The organism is Ohtaekwangia koreensis (assembly GCF_900167975.1).
Taxonomy (GTDB): Bacteria; Bacteroidota; Bacteroidia; order Cytophagales; family Cyclobacteriaceae; genus Ohtaekwangia; species Ohtaekwangia koreensis.
Window position 1 is genome coordinate 495161 of the sequence record NZ_FUZU01000005.1, and the last position, 26275, is coordinate 521435.

Consider the following 26275-nt stretch of genomic DNA (forward strand, 5'->3'; position numbering starts at 1 on the left):
CCTATTGTTGTTATATTGCGTCTTCAATGACTTCGCACGAACAACTTCAAAAAACTTTCGAGCTTATTAAACTCGAACGACAAGCCGATCTGGATTACTATCGACAGAAAGTTTTGCTGCGCTCTATACATGAGCGTACCAAAGAAGGTACTACCTGGTATCCACTTCGTTTCAACAGAGACTATATCGGTACGGGTGAGCGGTTGATTATAGAAGTAGAACGTACAAATAATCTGGAGCAGCCGCATGCATTTCAAAGTGGAAAATCGGTGAGCGTGTTTTCAAATGCATCCGGTAAACCAGAGAAAGAACATGTGAATGGCGTGGTAAACTATGTACGCGACAACATCATGTCCATCACACTAAACAGTGATGATCTTCCCGATTGGCTTGAGGATGGTTTACTGGGAGTCGATGTCATGTTCGATGAAATGTCGTATCGTGAAATGGAATTCGCGCTGAAGGAAGTCATGAAAGCAGAGGACAATCGTGTCGCTGTACTGCGGGAGATTTTGCTAGGTGAGGAGGCAAGTCTCAGACTCAAAGCCGAAAGCGAAAAACATAACGTTGAGAAAGAAAAATCGAAAGATGAAAATATAGCAGAGGTCCCGGCTGTCGCGTCCTTGTTAAATGTTAGTCAGCAAGATGCGTTAACAAAAGTATTGGAGACGGCAGATGTGGCATTTATACATGGTCCTCCCGGAACAGGCAAGACCACTACGATTGTGCAGGCCATCATAGCAACCGTGAAGGCAGAGAAACAAGTTTTGGTTTGTGCGCCCAGTAACGCAGCCGTTGATTTGTTAGCCGATAAATTATCGGAGCAGGGAATGAATGTATTGCGTATCGGTCACCCTGCCCGCGTAACGGAACAATCGCTGAGCAAAACAATGGATGCACGCATTGCCAGTCACAGTAATTATCCGGAACTGCGCGAGATCAGAAAACGTATGGAACAACTGCGTGGCCAGGCGCACAAGTTTAAACGGAACTTTGGATTTCATGAACGCGAACAACGCAAGCTGCTGAAACAGGAGGTAAAAATTCTGAAAGGCGATGCGGATATGTTGGAGTTCTATATCATTAATGACTTGTTGCAAAACAGTGATGTAATCTGTTCTACGCTGGTGGGTTCTTCACATCCAACGTTGCGTGGTAAAAGATTCAAGACTGTATTTATAGATGAAGCGGGACAGGCACTTGAACCTGCTTGCTGGATTCCTATACTTCGATCGGAGCGTATCATATTCGCGGGCGATCATCTGCAACTTCCGCCTACAATAAAATCAAACGAAGCGGCACGACTCGGGTTATCGAAAACGCTTTTTGAAAAGGGAATTGAAAAGCATCCCAATCAATCTTCAATGTTGCAGGTGCAATACCGTATGCATGAAGACATCATGAAATTTTCTTCGAAGTATTTCTATAATGATGAGCTTGTAGCGCATGATTCTGTGAAGAAAGAATTACTGCGGCCGAATCAACCACCGGTAGAGTATATAGATACTGCTGGTGCAGGGTATATAGAAGGACAGGATAAAGAAACACTCAGTCGTTTCAATCACGAAGAAGCGCAGATGTTGATCCGCCAGGTGGAAAAGCTCGTAGAAGAGATTGGTGTTGAAGAATGGCTGCAGCAGCGGATTACCATGGCGATTATCACACCGTATCGTGCCCAGGTAGACTATATATTGAAGCTCGCAGAAGCTTCGCCTGTTATAGAGCCACTTCATGGTTTAATATCGATCAACACAGTGGATGCTTTTCAGGGACAAGAGCGTGATGTTATCGCCATCAGTTTTGTTCGCAGCAATGATAAAGGTGAAGTCGGGTTTCTAAATGACATCCGCAGAACCAATGTTGCCATGACGCGCGCAAAGAAAAAACTGATCATGATCGGAGACTCTGCTACACTTGGCGCACATCCTTTTTATCTGGAATTAATCGACTATGTTCAACAAAAAGAATTTTACAAAAGTGTATTTGAACTTATGAGTGGTGATTGATTTTTTTATCCTGCAGATTTTCGTGTCTTTTTAGTGCATTGATCCGCGTCTGCGAAATCTGAGGGTACATAACACATAACGACTTAGTATATATAGTATATGTCCAATGCCAGCAAGATCCTGAAGTTTTATCAATCTCTTTCGATCCAGGCAAAATTGCCGGAAGGAGTGGAAGTAATGAATCCGTATCAGGATAAAACTGCATTTAAACTTAGCAAGCAATTCTACGAAAAGTTCTATGGCGATAACGATCCGCGCACACTGATCTTTGGTATCAACCCCGGACGGTTTGGTGGGGGAATCACAGGTGTGCCTTTTACCGATCCGGTGAAACTTGAAAAGATTGGTATACCCAATGATCTTACAAAGAAAGTAGAACTCTCTGCCAACTATATATATGCCATGATAGAAGCCTATGGTGGCCCGCAAAAGTTCTATCACCAATTCTATATTACGGCGTTAAGTCCATTAGGGTTTGTAAAAGATGGAAAGAACCTGAACTACTACGATATTAAAGAACTCCAACAAGCAGTCGAGCCCTTCATGTTGCAATGCATCCGCGAGCAACTTGACTTTGGCGTTAACTGCGCGCGATGCTATTGTCTGGGTGAAGGAAAGAATTTCGATTATCTATCAGCAATTAATAAGAGGTATAATTTCTTCGGTGAAGTTATACCGTTGTCTCATCCGCGATTCATCATGCAATACAAACGCAAGAGTGTCGATGTATATATTCAGGATTATCTCCGGAAGTTAACCTGAACCGTTAAACGTTGTTGGTGCTCCGGCTGACTTATCACATTAATGATCCGACCGGATACGGACACTTGCGTGCGGATCTGACCGGATTCCGAATGCGAAAATCCTGTTAAATCACCCGAAAAGCGCGATTTCTTTAATGGCACTGATGTTGAAAAGCTTGCTGCCGGAGCGTTTATCAACCCATTTTTTGAACCCAATTTGTATGCTTAAGAACTATCTGAAAACTTCTTTTCGAAACCTGCTTCGGTATAAAAGCTATACTTTCATCAATGTTTTCGGACTTACGATCGGGATGGCAACCAGTATATTTATTTTTTTGTGGGCTGCCGATGAGATGAGCTATGACCAGTTTCATGCAAAGAGGGATCGGATCTATAGGGTGATGAGTAACTTCAAGTACTCTAACGGAACGATAGAAACCGGATGGGCGACACCGCTTAAGCTTGCAGATGTAATGCAGGCACAAGTTCCCGAGATTGATCAGACCATGCGCATGAGTTGGGACACCGGTATGCTTTTTAAGTATGGTGATAAATCTTTGGACGAATCGGGCTTCTATGCAGACTCCACCATTTTTTCAATCTTTAGTTTCCCCATTGTAAAGGGCAATAGAGAGAATCCACTTCCTGATATTAAATCCGTTGCTGTTTCGGAAAAGCTTGCACATAAATTTTTTGGTGATGAAGATCCTATAGGCAAAGTCTTTCGTGTAAACCAGCAATATGACCTTACGGTAACTGCAGTGTTTGCAGATATACCTCAGCCCTCTTCTTTACGCTTTGATTATATATTGCCTTACCAGATTTGGGTAAATGAAAATAAGTCGGCAGAGAACTGGGGCAACAATGGTATGCAGACTTTTGCATCGCTAAAATCGGGAGCAGACCTGGAAGCGGCCAATACAAAGATCAAGAATCTTGTAACGGACAACTGCAAGGACTGTATCAATAATCCTTTTTTGTTTCCATATCGAAAGCTTAGACTATATCATGACTTTGAGAATGGCGTGAGTGTAGGCGGCCGCATCGAGTATGTACTGGCGTTTAGTGGTGTAGCGATAATTATCCTGATTATTGCCTGTATAAATTTCATGAATTTGGCAACAGCACGGTCGGCAACACGTAGCCGTGAAGTTGGCGTGCGCAAAGCTATAGGAGCTCAGCGTTCTTCACTCATTGTCCAGTTTATAGGCGAGTCTTTATTGTTGTCATTTATAGCTTTGCTACTCGCGCTTACAATCGTAGAAGTAATGCTCCCATTTTTTAATGCGCTAACGAACAAAAGCATCCGCCCGGATTTCACCGACCCGTTATTTGTATCCGGGTTCCTGATCATTACACTTTTCAGTGGCGTGTTAGCGGGTAGTTATCCTGCGTTGTTCCTGTCATCCTTTAAACCGGCAACTGTATTGAAGGGAAACGCGCAATCATCGCTTACTGGTGGCGGCTTACGCAGAACGCTGGTGGTGGCTCAATTTATAGCTTCCATTGTTTTAGTTGTAGGAAGTATAGTGGTATATAATCAAATCACATTTATTCGTAACAAGCATCTTGGTTTTGATAAGGAAAATGTGGTGATGTTAATCAAGCATGACGGCACTTCTAAAAATTATGCTGCTTTTAAAAACGATCTGCTGCAATTGCAGGGAATTAAAAGTGTATCGGTATCAGGACAGAATCCATTTGCCATTAACAATACTACTACTGACCCGGTATGGCCGGGCAAGCCTTCTGATGAGATTGTATCGTTTAAAGTTATTACGTGCGATCAGGACTTTATTCCTACCATGGGCATGGAAGTAGTGGCCGGACGAAATTTTGTAGATATGAACAAACAGGATACTGCCAACTATATTATCAATGAAAAGGCAATGGCAGTGATGGGCCTGGATCGTGATAATGTTATAGGCACCGACCTGGATATGTGGAATGGTAAAGGAAAAATCATTGGACTGATACATGATTTTAATAATGGTAATCTGAAAGAAAATATAATGCCGTTGGTATTTGTATACCAACCTGAAAATACGTGGCGGTTTTTTATAAAAATAGAAGGCGATGCAAAAGCTGCTCTTGCCTCCATTGAAAAAATACAACACAAGTATGATCCTGATTATCCATTCGCTTATTCGTTTCTGAATGAAGAGTATGATCAGGAGTATAGAAATGAGGACATGATTGGAAAGTTGTCGCTAAGCTTTACGCTGGTGGCTATCATGATTTCATGTCTCGGATTATTTGGTCTCGCTTCGTTTACTGCAGAGCGAAGAATGAAAGAGATCGGTGTAAGAAAAGTACTGGGTGCTTCAGTAATCAATCTTATCTATTTACTCTGCAGCGATTTCACAAAGCTTATTCTTCTAGCCTTGCTGGTTGCTTTACCGGCAGCATGGTATCTGGCAAATGAATACCTCGGCGGGTATACATTTCATGCAGAACTGAGCGTATGGATCTTTATACTTCCATCCATTGGTATACTGTTGATCACATTGCTTACCGTGGGCTATCAGTCTGCGCGTGCAGCAATGAACAACCCTGTAAATTCTTTACGGAGTGAGTAGGCAGATTCATATATAGTATATTTCAAATCCGGATTAATAAAGGAATTACAATAACCTCTACGATATATGTTATTCAATTACATTAAAATTGCTTTCCGCTCCCTGCAGAAATTCAAGGGATATGCGGCTATCAATTTGCTGGGATTAGCCTTGGGACTTTCCGTTGGGATCCTGATTATGCTATATGTTATCGATGAAGCATCGTATGATAATTTTCATGTTAACGGCGATAGAATTTATCGCGTTGAAAGTAATTTTTATACACCGGCTTCCGGAGAAGGTGGCGCATTGGCTACCAACGCGTGGCCTGTGGGCGCAGTGCTCAAGAAAGATTTTCCCGAAGTTGAGTCAGTTCTATATGCGAAGAATGCTTCTTTCTTATTGGTAAATCAAGGTGATAAGAGAATTCGTCAAAAGATTCATTTTGTTACGCCCGAGTTCCTGACAATATTCTCCTTCCCATTAAAAAAGGGAAATCCTGAGAAGGCCTTAACGGAACCCTACACTGCGGTGATTACAGAGTCCATGGCGAATAAGCTCTTTCCCGGAGAAGATGCATTGAACAAATCTATTATACTCTCGGATACGCTTCAATTTATGGTAACGGGTATTCTGGCAGATATACCTGAGAACTCTCATATCCAAATGGATATAGCGTTATCTTTTGCTACGTACCCTTTGTTCGATACCGATTTTACGTTTGATGAAGGGTGGGGTAATCTCAACGCATCGAACTATATATTACTGAAAGAAGGAACCAATATATCAGCATTCCAGGCAAAAGCGGAGACCATCTATCAGGATCATGCCGCGGATATGTTAAAAGAATGGGGTTCGGAAGCAAAAGTTATATTCCGGCCGCTGCACGATGTTTACCTTCGGGCGAACAATGGCAATAGCATGGGCCCCATCGGAAGTATAGATCGGGTTTACCTTGTATCGGCTATAGCTGCTTTTGTGATCCTGTTGGCATGCATCAATTTTGTAAATCTTACTACTGCCCGATCAGTATATAGAGCGAAAGAAGTTGGGCTCCGTAAAGTAGTAGGCTCTACCCGCGGTATACTGATCCGTCAGTTTATCAGCGAATCATTTGTCCTTACCGTTATATCTTTGTTTTTCGCCATTACCATCACAGGCATCGTGTTGCCTTTCTTCAACTTGTTACTCGATAAACATTATACACTTAGCGCATTATATAGTCCAACGGTACTTTTGGGCATAGCGTGCCTGTTGATTTCAGTAACGTTTCTCTCGGGTTATTATCCAGCGTTGGTAATGTCAGCTTTACGACCGGCCGAAGTGTTGAAAGGAAAAATGCATACCAGTATACGTGGTGTACAACTAAGAAGGTCTCTGGTAGTATTTCAGTTTGTGATTTCGCTGAGTCTCGTGTTAGGTACACTGATCGTGGTTAACCAGCTAAAGTATATGCAGCAGCAAACGCTGGGCTTCGCGAAAGATGAGATCTTCGTGATCAATGCAGCACGTGTAAAGTCACCGAATCCGGAAGCCTTTGAAACATTCAGGAATGAAATGAAATCTCTCGCATACGTGAAGGAAGTGACATTTACGAATTCACTGCCGGGTAATCCCGGATGGCAGGGCCAGATTGCTTTTCCGGAAGGTAAATCTGGTGATGATGCTATTAGTGTAGAGTATATGGCGGTTGATGACCACTATACGCAAGCGCTGGGGTTGGAAGTAATTGCAGGCGAGCAATTCAATAAAGAGCATGCTGCATCTTTAAAAGACGGACTTATATTGAATGAGACAGCCGTTTCTCTTTTCGGTTGGGCATCACCGGAAGAAGCCATTGGTAAAAAAATCACGTCACCCTCCGGCCATCCTGAAGGAGAAGTGATCGGTGTAGTTAAAGATTATCATCAACTTGGTTTGCAGCAACACATCGGCCCCATGGTAATGGATTTCAATCCCGGTGTAAGCTATATGTATGCTATACGGTATAAAGCAGCCGATACACAACAGTTGATTGAAAGCCTCGGAGCACTCTGGAAAAAGCATTTCCCCGGATATGAGTATACTTATTTTTTCCTGGATCAGGATTTTGAACGGCAGTATCAAACCGAGCAGAAGCTTGCCAATGTATTCGGTCTTTTTTCCATTGTAACTATAATTATAGCGATGATCGGTTTATTAGGACTTGTTTCCTTTATGGTGCTTACCAAGACGAAAGAGATCGGTGTACGCAAAGTTTTAGGCGCAGATATATTCCAGATCACGACATTGCTTTCAAAGGAATTTATGATGTTGGTAATCGTTGCTAACATTATAGCAGCACCGTTGGCCTGGTTGGCTGCGAGCCGTTGGCTGGAAAGTTATGCGACGCGTGTCGCTATAAATCCGATTTTATTTTTTATAGCATTTGTCGCCCTGCTAACGATTACTTTGTTAACGATTAGTTTCCAAACCGTAAAGGCTGCATCCGCTAACCCTATAGATTCACTACGCAGTGAATAGTATATTTAAAAAGAGAACTCTATAGCAACAAGAATTAAGGTATGATTCTAAACTACATTCGACTTTCCTTTCGAAATTTATTACGCGACAGCGTTTATTCAGTCATTAATATTGGTGGCCTTGCGCTTGGTATAGCAGCCAGCATTATGCTTATGCTCTGGGTACAGCAAGAGCTGAGCTATGATACTTTTCATAGCAAGGGCGACCGTATCTACAAAGTGAACGCGAAGTTTGAAAACAACGGAACTATATTAACATGGCCCGTAACGCCCGCCCCGATTGCAGTGTTTGGTAAGCAAAGTATACCTGCCATTGAAGAAGCGGTGCGTATTTCCGATTACTATGGCACAGCACTCTTTACCTACGGCAATAAAAAGATAGTGGAAGATCGTCCGAAGGCTTATGTAGATAATAACTTTTTTAATGTATTTGATGTCAGGCTTCTGAAGGGTAATTCTGAAAATCCTTTTCCTGATACGCGATCCGTAATCCTCTCTTCCTCCGTTGCCAAAAAAGTATTTAATACAGAAGATGCTGTAGGAAAAGTTTTTAAGCTGAATGATAAAGATGACTATACAGTGGTTGGTATCATGGAGGATTTCCCCAAGAACTCATCGCTTCAGTATGCTATCCTCTTTCCGTTTGAAATACTGATTAAGGAATACAATGCAAATGAATATTGGAAGACACTTGAATCGGACTGGGGTAATTATAATTACCAGACTTTTTTGTTGTTGAATGATGGCGCTTCCGCAGATTCAGTCGCGCAGCAACTTACAGACATTCATCATAAGAATCAAAAAGAATCTGAATCTCTTACCTATATCACGCAGCCACTTGCTAAACTTCATTTATATGGTGCGGACCTCAGTGAAGAAGGCATCCAGACGGTGCGCATATTCTTTATTATTGCGTTGGCAATTCTGTTGATCGCATGCATCAACTATATAAATCTGGCCACGGCACGTGCTACCAAACGCGCCAAGGAAGTAGGCGTTCGCAAAACGGTAGGCGCAGATCGTGCACGATTGATCGTTCAATTTTTGAGTGAGTCCGCTATAATTTCTGTTCTCGCGTTATTGCTCTCGCTTGTGCTGATTCAACTTGCTATACCATTTTACAATGCACTGTCTGGCAAGATGCTTTCTTTCACGTTAACGGATACAACGGTGGCGTCTCTGGTGGTTGGCTCGTTGCTGCTTACCTGGCTTATATCTGGTCTATACCCTGCGTTGGTATTGTCGGCCTTTAAACCGATGGAAGTTATACGTGGTAAACTCACCATCAGTGGTGGCAACTCAACATTCAGAAAAATACTGGTAGTAACGCAATTTTCATTGTCGATAGTAATCATTATTTGTACACTGGTTGTCGGGAAACAACTTGATTTTATTCAGAGTAAAAAACTAGGCTTCAATAAAGAGAACACCTTTACATTCGGTTTACGTGGCAAGATGTATAAGGATTTTAAAACGATCAGGAATGAATTGTTGAAGAACCCTGCTATAGAGCAAATATCGATCGCCAATCAAAATGTACTCACCATTGAAAATACAACGGGCGATACAAATTGGGATGGTAAACAGGAAGGACAGGAATTTATGGTTCACGGCATGAGCATTGACGAACACTTTATGCAAGGGATGGGCATGGAGATCGTACAAGGCGAAGGTTTTACAGGAGCAATTTCAGACTCTGCAAAATATATACTGAATGAAACAGCGGTGCGCGAGGCTGGAATTGAAGATCCTATAGGGAAGTCTTTTACATTGTGGGGAACAAAGGGAACTATAGCAGGCGTAGTAAAAGATTTTCACCATCGTTCCATTCGCAAGAAGATAGAGCCCACTGTATTTTTATATAGACCAGACTGGCTGTGGCTGGTATATGTAAAGACTAACGGAATGCAAAATCAGGAAGCTGTAGCAGCAGCGCAATCTATATGGAAGCAATATAACCCTGCTTATCCATTTGAGTATAAATTTCTGGATGATGCCTATGATAATATGTATGATAATGAACAACGCATGGGAAAACTGTTTACAGGGTTCTCCGCGATAGCGATCTGCATTTCATGTCTCGGGCTATTTGGACTTGCAACGTTTACCGCAGCACAACGGGTAAAAGAAATCGGGATCCGTAAAGTAATGGGAGCGTCTATCAGTCAGATCATCATTCTTCTTTCAAAAGATTTTTTAATACTGGTGATCGTAGCTTTTGCTATAGCAGCGCCCGCGTCATGGTATATGATGGAGAAATGGCTTGGAGATTTTGCATACCGTACAGCCATACCGTGGCAGGCATTTACAGTGGCCGGAGTTGTGGTGGTTGCCCTGGCCTTAGTGACGATGAGCTTTCAAACGATCAAGGCTGCTCTTGGCAATCCGGTTGATTCCCTGCGTAGTGAATAGAATAAATCAAGCGATACTATACAAGGGGCGGCTATATATAGCTGTCCTTTTTTGTTTCGTCTATATTCGAAACGAAAAACCAAGATAGACCTTTGTAGGAGCGTTATTGGTTAAGCCTATATTTGTAGCAACATCTACTTTTACATTAGGCGATACGTTGTAGATCAATCCGCCATTAGCGGTAAACCAATTGCTGCCGGACGCAAATGTTCCTAATCCTTCTATGTAAAAATCGAGATTGCCGGCAAGCGGCCCACCCAATACAATGGTCTGGAAATAACTGAGCTCACGATTGCCTTTTTCATTAGGAACAAAATCGAATTGGGCCTGCGCTCCGAGTCCTATTTTTTCAGCAAGGTCGTATGCGAAAGGAAATCCCACACCATATACAACATCCGAATCAAACGGATTGCCTGAGAGAAAAGTAGCATAAGGTATGACACCAAATGCTGTGCGTGTATCCCCATCGTTGCCCCAAAAATTATGTTTCAGGCGAATGGTGGTGGAACCATAACCTCTGTTGTAAGTATCGGCATCTATATCCTGGTAAATATTGTAAGCTTCCAGTCCAATATGTATATCCCACGAAGGGGCAAGCCCCATCTTATACAAACCATTGATTATGTTAATGGTTCGCTCACTTTCGCCTTGTTTACTTTTACTCCACTTTACGATATCTCCCTCAAATTGAAAGTGTCCGGGATCAACCGTGATAGGTGATTCAGTAACATCAGGTCTGTCAATACTGAATCCGCGCATCTCACTGCGCGGTGTAGGGTTAAACAATGAATAACGTTTAACAGGATCTTGTGCTTGAACAGAAAATGTCACCACCGAAACCAATAGTAAAAGTATAAAAAGACGCATGGTATTGAGGTTGAGTATAATTTTAGAATAATCTAAAAAAGATATTTAATTATTCTAAATGGACAACACGTTTATTGGTTTTCGGCAATAAACCCTGGTAAAACTTGCTAATTCGTTTGAAACCATACAACCCCTTTTCTTTTTGTCAGTCATATTACTAACTTTTCACCCAAGCTACTTCTCAACTTTTTTAAGCTACATGAAAAACCGTGCTCTGAAATACACGATTGCCTTTGGTGTCATAGGACTCATTATTGCAATTCTTATCGCTTATGTGGAACGAAGTACTGTCGCCACGTTTCAGAAGAATCTTCCATACATTTCGTTAGGAGATAATATAAAGAATCGTGTTACACAAGCGCATTTGTGGTTTGAAGAGCTGATGGCAGGTGATGCCTCGTTGAATTTCGAGCGTGATATCCTTACTGTTTTCGCATCCTCGAAAGAGATATTACAAACGGCATACGATGGTAAAGAAAACGAACTTGGCAAGTTTGGAAAGTCCAACGATGAAGAAACGCAGGTCATTATTAAAGAATCGATCATTAGCCTCGATAAACTTTTGGCCACAGCTAAGGAACGTTGGAAATTTAAACAACAACATGTAACCACTGCAACGGAACCGGTACTGGACAGCACCGGAGCTGTTATTGTTACGGCTACGGTTTCAACCGGTGAAGAAGCGGGAGGTGAACTTGATCAGGAGTTTGATGCAAACTATCAGAACTTCCAAAAGAAAATGGATGAACTGATTGTTCATATCAATGCAAGTGTGAAGTCTGATGTTACCTATATCGATACCTTATCATGGATCTCTATCATTTCATTAATCGTAGCATTCGTCTTTTTATGCGTGCTGCTTTATCGCCTGCAGAGTGGCAGCGATAAAATGGTGACAGAGAACAATGCGAGACTCGAAGAACAGAGCAAAGATGTGAACGCCCTCACAGGCTTTGTTGAATCGATCTCTGCCGGTGATTATGCCGTTGAAATAGAAAAGCTCGCAGATGAAAGTCTGTCCAATACATTAATCACGATGCGTAACAAGCTTCGTAACAATGCAGAGGATGATCGCAAGCGTAACTGGTCTACTACCGGCCTGGCCCAAATAGGAGAGATCCTCCGCACATCAACTACCTCAACGGAAGAGCTCTTTGATAACATCATAAAATTTGTTGTAAAGTATACCAAGAGCAATCAAGGCGGCCTCTTTATTTTAAATGAAGATAACGGCACTGAAAATACATTGGACCTTGTAGCGTGCTATGCTTTCGAACGCAAGAAGTTCCTCAAGAAAAATGTAGCCATCGGCGAAGGCCTTGTTGGGCAGTGCTTTATGGAAGGCGCACGCATTTATCTGCTCGAAGTACCACAAGAGTATATATCGATCACATCAGGTCTCGGCAGTTCCAATCCAAATGCTTTATTACTGGTTCCGTTGAAAGTAAACGAGCGGATATATGGCGTAATCGAGTTGGCAACTTTTGGCCAATACCAGGAATATGAGATTGACCTTGTTGAGAAACTGGCGGAAAGTATAGCATCGACTATATCTACTGTACGGGCGAATGAGAGTACACGTATACTTCTGGAAAGAACACAACAACAAGCAGAGGAGATGCGCGCGCAGGAAGAAGAGATGCGTCAAAACATGGAAGAGCTTGAAGCTACACAGGAGGAGATGCGCAGAAAGGAGAAGCATATTCAAAGTATGCTGGATGATGAGAAGCTGCGAAACGAGGTGAGCCAAAAAAACAGAAAAGTATTAATGGAGCTTACCAAGAACCGCGATGTACAATCGGGTAACTGGAATGCTGCGCTTGAAAAAATAACATCAACGATATGTAATCAGTTGCATGTATCGCGCTGTAGCGTGTGGTCACTCAGTGACCTGAAGAATAGACTTAAGAATGAAAAGCTGCATATACTTCGCGACAGGACTTTTGAATCAGGCAATGAATTGCTGGCAAAAGACTACCCGGGATATTTTGAAGCGCTCACACGTGAAGATGTTATCGTTGCAAATGATGCTCTTACCAACCCAGCGACTCGCGAATTTGCAGATGGATATTTCAATTCACTGGATATAAACTCATTACTCGATGTGCCGTTCTTCAATGATGGACGCATTGCTGGTGTGATCTGTTGTGAACAGCAACATCAACAGAAGCAATGGACAGAAGAAGATATAGAATTCCTGAAGTCATGCGCAGACCTTGTAACGGTTGCCTACAATACGATGAAGATCAACACGATGATTGATAGTCTGAACGGAGCACAGGAAACGCTGCAGACGATCATTGATAATATTCCTCGTGCTGTATTCTGGAAAGATAAAGACCTTCGTTTCCAGGGATGTAACAGGATTTTTGCCAGCGTTGCAGGTGTACGTTCACATAAAGATCTCGTTGGCCACACTGATTTTGACATGCCTTGGAAAGATCACGCAGAAGCTTATCGTGCCGATGACCTGACTGTGATGAATAGCCGTAAGTCAAGACTTGATCTCGAAGAGAAGAACGTCAATAGTAATGGAGAAATATCCTGGGTGCTAACGAGCAAAGTGCCGGTAATGAATCAGCATGGTGAAGTAGTAGCGGTACTCGGAATGTTTGAAGATATTACTGAGCGTAAACGCAAGGAAGCGGATATAGAGAGCAAGCTGAATGAGTTGGAGCAGCTCAAAAAGATGCTCGAAAGCAGGACAAATTGATCTTTTTTTAAGGAAAGTATTACATCTGTCGTGTAGGGAGTATTCAGGTAAAACAATTTTTAGCCTGACTTTTACTATTTTTACTGATTATTACTCAACTACCCGTATTATGAATTATCGCTTTTTCATTTCTATGGCTGCGTGCATGACGTTTAGCGTCACGCTTTTTGCGCAGGGCGAACGTAAAGATAAAACGGCCGTTACCTACGAAGAGATATATGACGAGCCGTATTCTGTAAACAAATTGTTTGTGGGTATTATACCCTTGTACGGTGAGTTGTTTGCCACCAACGTAAATGCCGGCTTTGGTGCAGAAGCTGCCTATTATCTTAAGGATAAAATAGATTTCCGGGTTCACTTCCGGAAAACATACAGCCAGCAATTTTTTGATTTTGCACGCGATCTTGCCGTGAAGCAAAGCAGCGTAGACAACCGCGCTGAAGTATATAACTACTACGAAGTAGGAGCAACCTATCACGTAAAGGATTTTGAGGAGAGCTCAAAGACCAAAATGTTTCTGTACAAGAAAAGTTACCGAGGCGATAAATGGGCTGCCCGTGTTCCGCTGAGTGCTGACGTTCCTTGTAAAGTAAGAAAGATCTATGGTGTGCGTCTGGGTGGTATTCTTTGGGATAGCTCCACAGACCTGGCGCGTGCGCTTGATGCACAGAAGCTTAATAACAATGCATTGATCACTGCTGAAGGCAAGCCATTGCCGATACAGGAGTATAATACATCCGGTAAACTTCAGAATGTACATGCATTCACCAACTTGTCATCAAAAGGTTTATACCTCGGAGGGTCTATGACCTGGATCAAGAACGTGGCTGTAAACTTCGATAAGTTTGAGGAAGGTATAGATGATTTGATGTTCACCGCTTACGCAGATATACTCTTCGCACCGTCCCTTTCTCTGGATGATGTAGTATATACGGAAAAAGATGAATTCGGAGCAGCGATAGCAGGTTCAACAGCAACGTATGCTGTAGATGCATTGAAGACTAAAAAGCTAGGTTTCCGTTTGGGTATAGATGGACGTTTTAACCGCCAGTTCGGTTGGTCGTATGGTGCAGAAGTTGGATATCGCCCAAGTCTAGAGAAAAGAACATTCTATGCTATGCTGAAAATCGCCTTCCCGGTATTCGGTACGAACCTTGACTACAAAGTAGAATCCTTCGGAAAATAGTTGAGCAAGTATACTTGATCGGCTCCGTATAAAACGCGTGCGTCTAAGTATACCTTCTTCTGTTTGTTGCACTTCCTTTGATTATTGTCAGCGGGTGCTTTACTTCGTCTCATGTCTGAGATATTAATCCGGAATATAAAACGATTGGTGCAAGTGCGAGAGCCCGGCATCGATCGTGTTGCTGGTAACGCAATGGCTGAACTACCTGCGATAGAAAATGCATTTCTGTATTTGAAAGATGGCTTGATTCATTCGTTCGGAACCATGGACGAGTTGCCTTCACTGCCAACTTCTGAGGTACTTGATGCAACCGGTCGATTTGTATTTCCTTCCTTTGTCGATTCCCATACACATCTTGTTTTTGCTGCCAGTCGCGAAGAGGAGTTCGTGATGAAAATCAAAGGTGCCACATATGCAGAGATCGCTGGGAAGGGCGGAGGCATTCTTAATTCAGCGCGCAAACTCCAGCAAACTTCCGAAGATGAATTGGTGGAAAGAACTTTAGCACGTGCTCACGAAATTATACAAACCGGTACTGGTGCCGTTGAAATTAAAAGCGGCTATGGACTTACCACACGCGATGAATTAAAAATGCTTCGTGTAGCAAAGCGCATTGGTAAAGAAACTCCATTAACTGTCAAGACAACTTTTTTGGGAGCACATGCTATACCTGCCGGAATTTCTCATGAAGACTATGTTCGTCAAGTTATAGAGGAGATGATCCCTGCTGTAGCAGAAGACAAGCTCGCCGATTTTATAGATGTATTTTGTGAAGAAGGATTTTTTACCGCGGATGAGACAGAGCGAATCGTTGAAGAAGGCAAGCGTTTTGGAATGCAGCCTCGAATACATGCCAATCAACTTCATCGTTCCGGAGGTGTACAGGTAGGCGTAAAGACGAATGCACTCAGCGTTGATCACCTTGAAAATATAGGAGCAGAGGAGATTGAAGCATTGAAGAATAGCCGCGTGATCCCAACAGCATTACCGGGAGCCGCTTTCTTTTTAGGACTCTCATTTCCTCCGGCACGACAACTCATAGAAGCGGGATTGCCTCTCGCGATAGCATCGGACTATAATCCGGGCTCTGCACCCAGCGGTAATATGCCTTTAATGGTGGCGTTCGCCTGCATCAAAATGAAAATGACTCCTGAAGAAGCTATTAATGCGGCTACTTTGAATACATCAGCAGCGCTGGCAATTCAGCATTCACATGGAAGTATTACAAAGGGTAAAATCGCGAATGTATATATCACTAAGCCAATGTCTTCCATTGCATATTTACCGTACGCCTTTGGAAGCAGCCTTGTAGATCGGGTTATTCTAAACGGGAAAATATATAGTTAACCTACTTCACTAGTATACCAACGGAGAATGTTGTGCTATATCTAACTTGATATTTTGTCGTGGGTATATTCAAATCTAAAGTAATATTTCCTCCAGAGATATATTCCCGCGACCATGTGAAATACTATAAAGATCGTAAGTGGTATTTTGAAAAGTACCAATACAATGAGACTCATGATCAACCCAAAAATGAAAGGCATTAACTGTTCCTGGTTGCGATTTTTCCAGTATAGAAATCCGTAGATAAAAATGTTGATCGCTATAAGGAATAAAATGCTTTGAAGTAAAATTACAAGCGGCAGCGAATCAGGAAAGTATGTGATTAATAAACCTATTTCGGTAAGCGTGAGGAGAAACACCGTTGTGATAGTATAGGAAAATCTTTTAGAAAAGCTTAATGGTAACTGGCGCATCAAACTAAAATGAAAATTCTCAAAAAAATGAAGTTCCAAAAGTAACGTTGAATTCGCTGCAGATGCTAGTATGATTCCCATAGCAAGCAATCGATAGTCATATTTATCCGTAGTGTATAGATACATAACACCCAACAATACTGCAGCACTGAAGACTTTGGTACCTATCAGCATCAGTGGTTGCCGTCTTACAATCCACTCTATAAAAAACAAGGGGTAAGGTTTGCTGAACAGCCTGTCAAAAAATCTCTTTATGGCACTGACCTTTCGCTCCTGGTCCGGATGATGCAAGGCTCTGTATAATGTTACGGAGGCGAGTATAGTAAGCGAGATCAGTGCTATCAACACCAAAACGACCGTACTCATGATGCCGTGCTTGAATGCCACTGCCATCAGAAATATACCGTATACAGTTGCTGGAGCCAATTGATTGAGCACTGTAACAATCAATGTAATCCACTGATCAGTCTTCGGTAAGAGTATATAGGAATATAAAAACTCATTCTCGTTTCTGGCTATTGTTTCAGCGTTGAAGTTCATCACCTTAAAAGTATAGGTGGCCCATACAGCGAACGGTATTAATAAAAGGAAGTAGCTGCTGACGAAGAATTCAGCCAATGCTATATGATCATAACTTCGCATGAATCCACCGGCCAATCCGATCACCAATAAGAAAAAACTCGCATTCTGTTTATAGTATGCGAGCACGAAAACTTTTCGAAAGACAAGTCCTTCAGGCTTCATAATCTGATCAAGGTCTTGTTCTGAATCGCATAGGTCTCTCGTACAAGTAATAGATCGCTCTCCAATGCCTGGTGTGATGAAACGAGAAATGTTACTTCGTCTTTGGTAATGCGCTCGTTCATGAGCGTAAGTAAAATGTTTCGGGCACTTTCATCTAGTGTAATCAATGGTTCATCCAGGATGATGAGTTGAGGAGATCCTAGAAATGCCAGTGCGAGCGATACTTTTTTCAACATACCACTGGAGTGCGTCTCGCAAGGCTTCTCATAATACGGAGCGATGCCAAAGGTGTTGATCAGGCTTTGTTGTTGTGCTGTGGAGGCATGTTTAGCCTTGCCAATAAAAAGGAACAGATCTTTGGGAGTAAGGAACCCGGGGAACTGTGGCTCGGCTTCACTATAATTTACCTTTCTACGATAGGGCACAGGATGTTGATGTAAATCCACGCCATCCCCAAAACGAATACTTCCCTCACATGGGTGCAATCCTGCCAAAGCTTTAAAAAAAGTAGTCTTTCCAGAACCATTTTCTCCCTTGATCCAATAAACACCAGGCAGGAACTGAGCGTGTGGAAGTGCCAGAACTAGCAGATCGCCATAGCTTTTTGAGAAATTTTGAACTACCAACATCTAAAAATTGTGCTGATGAATAAAAATATTTGTCATTTGTCTTAAACTTTTTGGCATTTGTCGCATCTAATACAAAAGAACAAGGTTTAAGACGAACTTTGGTTTGGTATTTGTCGTACAACTACGAAATAGAATTACACAATGCGCTTAACTAGAATAATTACCATGATGATCATAGCCGGGGCAGCAGCTTTGGAAGTGATCGCGCAGGAGCGCGAACAGAATCCCCCGGTACAAACAGAGCATGTAGACCTCGTGAAGTCAGTTCATATATTCCCGAACCCTGCAGTAGAATTCGTACACATTCGTATTGATCAGTTCAAGGCTCAGGACATTAAATTGTCGCTCCATAACATTATCGGAAACGAGATGAACACGGAAACAGAAATTGTGGATGAACACGAATTGAGAGTTCGCGTAAAAGACCTTGCTTCAGGATACTACCTGCTGGCCATGAAGGATAAGGACTCGAAGTTTACGAGTACATTTAAGTTTGTAAAGAAATAAGTATACTATCGAGAAATTATACTTTCCCTTTCACGTATTAGACATTAGATTATTTCAAGAGCTTTCGTAGCGTAGCACCAAAGCTTTTGATCTCTTCTTCCGTTGTGTCGAAAGAACACATCAAACGAACCTCGAAGGTTTTCTCATCCCACACATAGAAGTAGTGCTCTTTTTGTAGCTTGGGTATAATAGCGGACGGAAGGATTGCAAAAATTCCGTTAGCGTCTACCGGGCGCGTTATCTTTACAGATGCACTTCTTAATTCCTTCTCTAATAATTTAGCCATGCGATTGGAGTGGCTGGCATTTCGCTTCCATAGATCGTTGCTTAACAAAACTTCAAATTGCGCACTGATAAAACGCATCTTGGAGTGAAGCTGCATGCCTTGCTTGCGGATATATTTAAAATAGCGGGCGGGCTCGGGTTTGAAAAATATAATCGCTTCACCGAACATCATTCCGTTCTTGGTTCCTCCAAACGAAAGCACATCAACTCCGGCATCGCGCGTAAACGATGCAAAGTCCTTCCCTAAGCTGACTGCTGCATTCGAAATCCGCGAACCGTCCATGTGAAAGAACAGGTTATTCTTTTTAGCAACATCCGCGATAGCTTTTACTTCATCTATAGTATATACAGTTCCATATTCGGTAGACTGTGAAATCGATATTACATTTGCCTGTGGATGATGCTGATCATCTACCCGTTGAATTTTATTCTGAATTTCCTCAGGGTATATCTTTCCGTCTTTTGTCGGTATAGTAATCAGTTTACTTCCCAGGAATTTTTCGGGTGCAGTAGATTCATCTACATTGATGTGTGCGAGATCAGAGCAAATGATAGAGTTGAACGAACGGCTTAATGCGCTAAGTCCTAAAACATTTGCACCTGTACCGTTGTACGCAAAGAAAACTTCAATGTCGTTGCCAAAGTATACTTTAAATTGAGCGATTGCTCTTTCGGTATATTCATCCGCACCATAGGATGCTGCGTGACCTGTGTTAGCTTTTAGTAATGCTTCCATTACTTCGGGATGAACACCGGAATAATTGTCGCTGGCAAACGTCTTCTTCATGCGTGTTATCTTAATCTTTCTTTTTGTGATTCAGCTTGTCAAGTATATCATCCATCAGATCAATCTGAAGTTGCTGAATTTCCATAAGCCTTTGATTTTGTTGAAGCAGCAGGTGATCTACTTTTTCATGCAGCAACCTGATCTCCAACTCTGCTTTCAGATTTATTTTGTAGTCATGTTCAGAACGCATCCGGTCTTTGGCTTCCTGCCGATTCTGGCTCATCATAATGATGGGTGCCTGAATGGCTGCAAGGCATGAGAGAATCAAGTTCAGGAGTATAAATGGATACGGATCAAAAGGACGTGTGGTGATAATAAATATATTCACAATCATCCACACGAGTATAAAAGAAAAGAACGTGATGATGAACGTCCAGCTTCCACCAAATTCCGCAATGCGGTCAGACAGACGATCACCAAGCGTAAGATCTTTGTCGAGTATAGGTTCGATGTTGCTGGCGAGAACTTCATTTTCATTTACGCTCTTGAGAACATCTCTTTCCAGCTTGGATAGTTCCTTGCCTTCAGCCTTTAACATGTGCTCCATGAACCGCTTTCTATACTTCATCAGTTCATCCAGTGAAATATAGGAGTCGGTTGTAAAGTTATGATGATCCGCCTGGATCATCTTCAGGATAGCCGGTCTGATCTGGTGTCCCTTCACCACTTCTGAAGTCGGCAACTCTTTATTTGTAATCTGGCACTTTACCTTTTGCATAGCAGCTTAAAATTAAAATAATCCTGAAGGCCTAAGCTATACAGGTAAAGGAATTATATACTTCGTGACATGATCAATCTTTGATCCTGGTTAAAACTCTGCGTTTCCAGGGAATCTTGGATAGGCAATCACATCGCGGATGTTCGTCATGCCGGTTACAAAAAGGATCAGTCGCTCGAAGCCTAATCCGAAACCACTGTGAGGAGCCGAGCCAAACTTGCGCAGGTCAAGGTACCACCACAATTCCTTTTCAGGGAGACCAAGTTCGTTCACGCGCTTCACCAAACGCTCATAACGCTCTTCACGTTGAGAGCCTCCGATGATCTCACCGATACCCGGGAAGAGTACATCCATAGCCGCTACAGTTTTGTCATCTTCATTCTGACGCATATAGAATGCCTTGATATCTTTCGGATAGTTATAGAGTATAACTGGTTTTTTGAAATGCTTTTCCACCAGGTAACGCTCGTGTTCCGATTGTAAATCTACACCCCATTCTTCCACCAGGTATTGAAACTTCTTCTTCTTGTTGGGGTTGGAATTCTTGAGTATATCTATAGCCTCCGTATAGGACAGGCGTTGAAAATCATTGTCTGCAACAAACTTCAGGCGATCAATCAAACTTAATTCGCTGCGTTGATCCTGAGGTTTAGCTTGTTCTTCTTCGAGTGCACGCTTGTTCAGGAATTCGAGATCTTCAGCACAATGCTCCAACGCATAGCCTACCAGGTATTGAAGAAATTCCTGCGCAAGCTGCATGTTGTCTTGAATATCATAGAAAGCCATCTCCGGTTCTATCATCCAGAATTCCGCCAGGTGACGTGTAGTATTGGAATTTTCGGCACGAAATGTAGGGCCGAAAGTATATATATCACCTAATGCCAATGCATAGGTTTCTCCCTCCAGCTGTCCTGAAACTGTCAGGTTTGTCTCACGACCGAAAAAGTCTTCTTTGTAGTCTATCTTACCGTGCTCATCGCGTGGAGGATTATTTGCATCGAGGGTAGTAACGCGAAACATAGCGCCCGCACCTTCCGCATCCGAACCGGTAATGATTGGCGTATGGATGTAGAAGAATCCACGGTCGTTAAAGAATTTATGAACCGCGAATGCCATCGCATGGCGCACACGCATAACAGCGCTAAATGTATTTGTGCGCGAACGCAAGTGAGCGATCTCGCGGAGATATTCAAGACTAGGTTTGTTCCTTAATTGTAAGGGATATTTCTCAGGGTCGTTGTCTCCTAAAATTTCAAGCTCTTTGACTTTTATTTCTATGGCTTGACCTTTACCAAGAGAAGGAATCAATTCACCTGTAACAGAAAGACATGCTCCGGTAGTGATACGCTTCAGAGTCTCTTCGCTAATCGAATTCAATTCCACCACTGCCTGAAGGTTGTTTATGGTCGAACCATCGTTCAAGGAAATGAACTGGTTATTACGGAAAGTTCGTACCCATCCTTTAACTGTAACTGTTTGACTCTCAGGTTTCGTGGCGAGAAGTTCTTTAATCTTGATGCGTTTCATGGTCTATTGGTTATCCGTTACACTATCCGTTAATGTTAATGCGTTATCTGGTTTGATGACGATTAACGTGCAACAGGGTAATGTGCACAGGGGACGCAAAAAACGAAAAAACTTAGGAGTTTTGAAAGGAGTCTTGGTGCTATAGTGACCTGCGAGTCGTTGTTTTTCCTTCAGGAATGATCGTCTGTACGCTATGGATCAACGACTTTTAGCCGTAGAGTGGACTATTTTTTTAAATTTGCATAGTCTTTGATCTATTGATCTAAACAAGGATTTTTTAATGCAGAAACTCGGATTAAGTCAATCGTTACAACAAAAGCTATCGCCTCAGCAGATACAGTTCATCAAGCTGTTGCAGGTGCCAACTGCCGAGCTTGAAACCAGGATTGAGGAAGAACTGGAAATTAATCCTGCACTGGAAGAAGGCGAGGGGGGTGAAGCAGAGGATCAGGAAAAGGTCGATGAGGAATTTGAACAACAACAACAACAGGAAGAAGAATATCAAGATGCATCATCAGGAAGTGAGTCAGACGTAGATATAAAAGATTATTTACGCGATGATGACTATAGCGGCTATAAAATGCAAGGCGATGGTGATGATGAAGAGGAGCGCGATATGCCGCTGCCGATGTCTACATCTCTGCATGAGCAGCTTATGGACCAGCTCGAATTTCTGGGCTTTGATGAAAAACAATATACCATTGGCAAGCAATTGGTGGGGAGTATAGAAGGTGATGGCTATATACGCAGAGACCTTGATGCAATCGTAAATGATCTCGCATTCTCGCAAGGTATAGAGGCCACCGTGGAGGAAGTAGAATCGGTACTCAAGAAAATACAGACATTCGATCCTCCGGGCATTGCTGCCCGCAACCTGCAGGAATGTTTGTTGCTTCAATTGGAGCGCATGGACAATGGCCATGATATAGATGTAGCGGTTGCTAAAAAGATCATCACCGATTGCTACGATGAATTCACGAAGAAGCACTATCAGAAAATTCAGAAGAAGCTTGAAACGGAAGATGAAGAATTCATTCGGGATGCTGTTGATCTGATTGTGAAGTTGAATCCGAAACCAGGCGGAAGCAGTGCTCCCTCTATGGTGAAGAATCAGTATATAATTCCTGATTTTATACTTACCAATAACAACGGCAAACTCGAACTGGCCCTAAACTCGCGGAATGCTCCTGAACTTCGCATCAGTCGCTCCTATACCGAGATGTTCAAGGCATACGATAAGAGTGATAAGAAAGATAAGAAGCTCAAGGAAGCGGTTTCTTTTGTGAAACAAAAACTGGATGCTGCAAAATGGTTTATCGATGCAATCAAGCAGCGCCAGCAAACATTGCTCAGAACCATGAAGGCCATCATCGATTTCCAATACGACTTTTTCCTGGAAGGTGATGAGACCAAGCTGAAGCCGATGATCCTGAAAGATATAGCGGGCATGATCAACATGGATATATCTACGGTGTCACGTGTGGCGAGCAGCAAAGCTGTGCAGACTGATTTTGGTATTTATCCACTGAAGTACTTCTTCTCGGAAGGTATATCTACAGATTCCGGTGAAGAGGTGAGTAGCCGTGAAGTAAAACAGATTATCAAAGATATCATTGAAAGTGAAGATAAAAACAAACCATATTCGGATGACAAGTTGGAAAAAATTCTGAATGACAAAGGGTATAACATTGCGAGACGAACCGTTGCCAAGTATAGAGAGCAACTAAATATACCAGTCGCACGGCTTCGTAAAGAATTGTAATCCATGGTGTCTGCTAAATCTTTCATCCCAAATCCTTTTTCATTAGCGTGAATTCAATAGCGAAAGTTATTTCCTTCGTATTCCATCCGTTGTTGATGGTAACATACCTCTTTACATTATTCGCCCTATATTTTCCGTTGGGGTTAGATCCGTTGAAAATAGAAACACAGTGGACTTTTGTGATCATTATATTTGCTTTCACATTTTTACTGCCGGCTGTGAATATAGGGCTGCTGAAATTATTCGGAACGATCAGCAGTATCACATTACAAAATCGCAAGGAAAGAATTCTTCCATTTACATTTATAGCAACGCTATACCTCGTGATCACTTACTTGTTCTACTCCAGAACAGGCGTAAGCATGAACGATAATCTTTTTAAATTTCTGCTGATAGCAGATGCCCTGGTTGTAGTCTCGGCTATAACAACGTTGTTCTACAGAGTAAGTATTCACAGCCTTGCGGCTTGGGGATTTATAGGTATAGTGGTGCCGCTGAATAAACTCTCGGAAGATGGCTCACTCTTTTATCCGTCACTTGTCGCCATAGTTTTGGCAGGCTTTATCATGTCATCGCGTTTGCAACTGCACGTACATACAACCCGTGAAGTGATGATCGGTGCTGTCCTCGGGCTCGCCACAAGCCTCATCGGAATGGTCATTTTGTTTTAAGTTTATCTTTCATGTCTTGTGAAAGAACGGTAGCTTCGGTTCCAAACTTTTCGATATCTATGGAATATAAATTTTTGAAATATTCACCGGAAGGTGGAGTCTTTACTATTTCCCTAAACCGGCCGGAAGTTTATAATGCACTGAATGATGATATTACTTTTGAACTTCAGGATGCTTTTAAAGCTGTCGCGAAAGATGACACAGCACGGGTAGTGGTGTTGACCGGAGAGGGCAAAGCTTTTTGTTCAGGACAGGATTTGAAGGCTGCTGCCGGAACAGAGAAGAGATCCTTTATCGATTCACTGCACAAGCGATATAACCCCATCATCCGCGCTATGCGCAATTTACCTATACCTATAATTTGCCGACTCAACGGTGTGGCTGCTGGCGCAGGATGTTCTCTGGCATTGGCATGCGATGTCATTGTAGCTTCTGAAGAAGCAACGCTGATCGAAGTGTTTGTAAATATAGGACTGGTGCCCGATTCAGGCTCGTCTTATTTCTTGCCAAGACTGGTAGGCAAAGCGAAAGCCTTTGAGTTGTGCAGCATGGGGACACGCGTAAAAGCCAAAGAAGCACTTGATCTCGGTTTGATCAACAAGGTAGTTGCCTCCGATCAACTGGATATAGCAGTTAAAGAATATAGCGATTATTTTGCCGTGGCTCCCACGAAGTCCATTGGCCTGATCAAAAAAATGCTGGACAAAGCTACAACGGCTACACTAGACGAAGCGCTTGAATATGAAGCGTACTGCCAGGAAATAGCAGGCAATACACAAGACTATAAAGAAGGTGTAAATGCTTTTCTCGAAAAGCGAAAGCCAGACTTTAAGGGAAAATAAAAAGAGCCCGTGATCATCACGGGCTCTTTTATTAAAAGTGGTACGCTGCGGAATTAGAAACTCGACAGAGATATACCCACTGTTACTGTATTGAAATTTTTTACCTGGCTATTTTCTAGGATGCCTTTATCTTTTTGGAAGAGATCAGTCAAGTTGTAATAACCAAAGAGACTAAAGTTACCCACACCGATTTTAGCAGAGACGCCATAGCGGAATTTTTGGAGATTGAAATCCTGTTTGTCTTTCAGTTTTTTCATCTCACCATCTTCCTTGTATTTAATTTTCGAGAAGGAGTCGAACATGTAACCAACACGTCCACCAATAGAAGCTTTGAAGCTCCTTGCAGGATCTTCTGGGTTGGTACGGAAACAAATCTCAAGTGGTACTTCAATATAGTTGGTGATCAACTGAGACTTTTTGGTGTTGGTACGTCCCGCTGTCTGTGGAGACACCATGATTAATGAGCTTCCGTTATAATCCAGTGTATACTTGTTTTTAAATTTAAAACGCTCAAAACTGAATCCAATCCCCGGTACGAAACTGAACTTTGATTTTAAAATGCGCATCTCGTACTGGTAGTAAACGTTCAATGAGCGTGAGCCCCAAAAGCCGATATCGAAAGTACTCGGACTACCCGAAGCGCTGTTTACGCCTAGTTCAAGAGTAAAAGTCCCCGGTATATCAGGGCGTCCCGTCTTTTTGGTAGTAGTATTAGGAGTAGTGTCCTGGCCAAAAGCAGGAATCAATAGAACTGTAAAAATTGTAATAGCCGCGAGTTTTCTCATTGTTTGCTGTCTATCAGTAAAATAAAGGTTCAAAAATAGCTTTTTTGTTGGCAGAGCCAAACGTGTTATTTTGTCAAGTGAATTTATTCTTTACATTTGCACTCCCAAATTCACACCCACACCCGGTAATTAACCGCACTCGTAGCTCAATTGAATAGAGCATCTGACTACGGATCAGAAGGTTCGGGGTTTGAATCCCTGCGAGTGCACTCTTTAAAGGCTGAAGAACTTTCTTCTGCCTTTTTTATTTTATACCACTCACTCCCGAGGGC

19 protein-coding genes and 1 tRNA gene are annotated in these 26275 nt (G+C 42.4%); 13 read left to right on the forward strand and 7 right to left on the reverse strand.

What is annotated here, in order from left to right; translation table 11 throughout:
* Positions 1-26 precede the first annotated feature (26 nt).
* From B5Y40_RS29165 to B5Y40_RS29185, 5 genes are all read left to right on the forward strand, one after another.
* On the forward strand, positions 27-2006 hold the full coding sequence (locus tag B5Y40_RS29165; RefSeq protein WP_079690421.1) for an AAA domain-containing protein: 1980 nt from the start codon (positions 27-29) through the stop codon (positions 2004-2006).
* A gap of 99 nt (positions 2007-2105) precedes the next feature.
* Positions 2106-2768, forward strand: a complete 663-nt coding sequence (locus tag B5Y40_RS29170; RefSeq protein ID WP_079690422.1) for a uracil-DNA glycosylase family protein — start codon at positions 2106-2108, stop codon at positions 2766-2768.
* 202 nt (positions 2769-2970) lie between these two features.
* Complete coding sequence (locus B5Y40_RS29175) at positions 2971-5328, forward strand: ABC transporter permease (RefSeq protein ID WP_079690423.1); 2358 nt, start codon at positions 2971-2973, stop codon at positions 5326-5328.
* A 66-nt stretch (positions 5329-5394) separates the two neighbouring features.
* Complete coding sequence (locus B5Y40_RS29180; RefSeq protein WP_079690424.1) at positions 5395-7809, forward strand: ABC transporter permease; 2415 nt, start codon at positions 5395-5397, stop codon at positions 7807-7809.
* Positions 7810-7850: 41 nt separating this feature from the next.
* Positions 7851-10220 carry an ABC transporter permease gene (locus B5Y40_RS29185; RefSeq protein WP_079690425.1) on the forward strand — a complete coding sequence of 790 codons (2370 nt, stop codon included), beginning with the start codon at positions 7851-7853 and terminating at the stop codon, positions 10218-10220.
* A 60-nt stretch (positions 10221-10280) separates the two neighbouring features.
* Here B5Y40_RS29185 and B5Y40_RS29190 read toward each other — a convergent pair whose 3' ends face one another.
* Positions 10281-11087, reverse strand: coding sequence for a transporter (locus B5Y40_RS29190; RefSeq protein ID WP_079690426.1), 807 nt, complete (start codon positions 11085-11087; stop codon positions 10281-10283).
* Positions 11088-11286: 199 nt separating this feature from the next.
* On the opposite strand from B5Y40_RS29190, the gene B5Y40_RS29195 reads away from it, so the two are divergent.
* The 3 genes from B5Y40_RS29195 to hutI all read left to right on the forward strand — a co-directional run bounded on the left by B5Y40_RS29195 (position 11287) and on the right by hutI (position 16333).
* Entirely contained in the window at positions 11287-13800 is a 2514-nt protein-coding gene (locus B5Y40_RS29195) for a GAF domain-containing protein (RefSeq protein WP_079690427.1), read from the forward strand.
* Positions 13801-13909: 109 nt separating this feature from the next.
* The gene (locus B5Y40_RS29200) at positions 13910-14986 is read left to right on the forward strand and encodes a hypothetical protein (protein ID WP_143785989.1); all 1077 of its coding nucleotides are present in this window, start codon (positions 13910-13912) and stop codon (positions 14984-14986) included.
* 111 nt (positions 14987-15097) lie between these two features.
* On the forward strand, positions 15098-16333 hold the full coding sequence (hutI, locus tag B5Y40_RS29205; RefSeq protein ID WP_079690429.1) for an imidazolonepropionase: 1236 nt from the start codon (positions 15098-15100) through the stop codon (positions 16331-16333).
* A gap of 41 nt (positions 16334-16374) precedes the next feature.
* Here hutI and B5Y40_RS29210 read toward each other — a convergent pair whose 3' ends face one another.
* Both B5Y40_RS29210 and B5Y40_RS29215 read right to left on the reverse strand, forming a co-directional pair.
* A complete protein-coding gene (locus tag B5Y40_RS29210; protein WP_079690430.1) occupies positions 16375-17490 on the reverse strand; it encodes a hypothetical protein in 1116 nt (371 codons plus the stop codon).
* Entirely contained in the window at positions 17487-18119 is a 633-nt protein-coding gene (locus B5Y40_RS29215) for an ABC transporter ATP-binding protein (RefSeq protein WP_079690431.1), read from the reverse strand. The genes B5Y40_RS29210 and B5Y40_RS29215 overlap by 4 nt, the downstream gene beginning before the upstream one ends.
* 165 nt (positions 18120-18284) lie before the next feature.
* On the opposite strand from B5Y40_RS29215, the gene B5Y40_RS29220 reads away from it, so the two are divergent.
* Positions 18285-18626 carry a T9SS type A sorting domain-containing protein gene (locus tag B5Y40_RS29220; protein WP_221409008.1) on the forward strand — a complete coding sequence of 114 codons (342 nt, stop codon included), beginning with the start codon at positions 18285-18287 and terminating at the stop codon, positions 18624-18626.
* 49 nt (positions 18627-18675) lie between these two features.
* On the opposite strand, the gene B5Y40_RS29225 is transcribed toward B5Y40_RS29220, so the two are convergent.
* The 3 genes from B5Y40_RS29225 to asnS all read right to left on the reverse strand — a co-directional run bounded on the left by B5Y40_RS29225 (position 18676) and on the right by asnS (position 21943).
* The gene (locus tag B5Y40_RS29225; protein ID WP_079690433.1) at positions 18676-19698 is read right to left on the reverse strand and encodes a threonine aldolase family protein; all 1023 of its coding nucleotides are present in this window, start codon (positions 19696-19698) and stop codon (positions 18676-18678) included.
* A 10-nt stretch (positions 19699-19708) separates the two neighbouring features.
* The gene (locus tag B5Y40_RS29230; protein WP_079690435.1) at positions 19709-20416 is read right to left on the reverse strand and encodes a DUF1003 domain-containing protein; all 708 of its coding nucleotides are present in this window, start codon (positions 20414-20416) and stop codon (positions 19709-19711) included.
* Positions 20417-20506: 90 nt separating this feature from the next.
* Positions 20507-21943 carry an asparagine--tRNA ligase gene (gene asnS / locus B5Y40_RS29235; protein WP_079690436.1) on the reverse strand — a complete coding sequence of 479 codons (1437 nt, stop codon included), beginning with the start codon at positions 21941-21943 and terminating at the stop codon, positions 20507-20509.
* Positions 21944-22223: 280 nt separating this feature from the next.
* Between asnS and rpoN the strand changes: the two genes are divergently transcribed.
* The 3 genes from rpoN to B5Y40_RS29250 are packed head-to-tail and all read left to right on the forward strand — an operon-like array spanning position 22224 to position 25218.
* Positions 22224-23705, forward strand: coding sequence for an RNA polymerase factor sigma-54 (gene rpoN, locus B5Y40_RS29240; protein ID WP_079690437.1), 1482 nt, complete (start codon positions 22224-22226; stop codon positions 23703-23705).
* A 47-nt stretch (positions 23706-23752) separates the two neighbouring features.
* Positions 23753-24376, forward strand: coding sequence for a hypothetical protein (locus B5Y40_RS29245; RefSeq protein WP_143785990.1), 624 nt, complete (start codon positions 23753-23755; stop codon positions 24374-24376).
* Positions 24377-24435: 59 nt separating this feature from the next.
* A complete protein-coding gene (locus B5Y40_RS29250) occupies positions 24436-25218 on the forward strand; it encodes an enoyl-CoA hydratase-related protein (RefSeq protein WP_079690470.1) in 783 nt (260 codons plus the stop codon).
* Between the two features lie 53 nt (positions 25219-25271).
* Here B5Y40_RS29250 and B5Y40_RS29255 read toward each other — a convergent pair whose 3' ends face one another.
* On the reverse strand, positions 25272-26003 hold the full coding sequence (locus tag B5Y40_RS29255; RefSeq protein ID WP_079690440.1) for a porin family protein: 732 nt from the start codon (positions 26001-26003) through the stop codon (positions 25272-25274).
* Between the two features lie 135 nt (positions 26004-26138).
* Here B5Y40_RS29255 and B5Y40_RS29260 point away from each other — a divergent pair.
* A tRNA-Arg gene (locus B5Y40_RS29260) sits at positions 26139-26212 on the forward strand.
* Positions 26213-26275 lie beyond the last annotated feature (63 nt).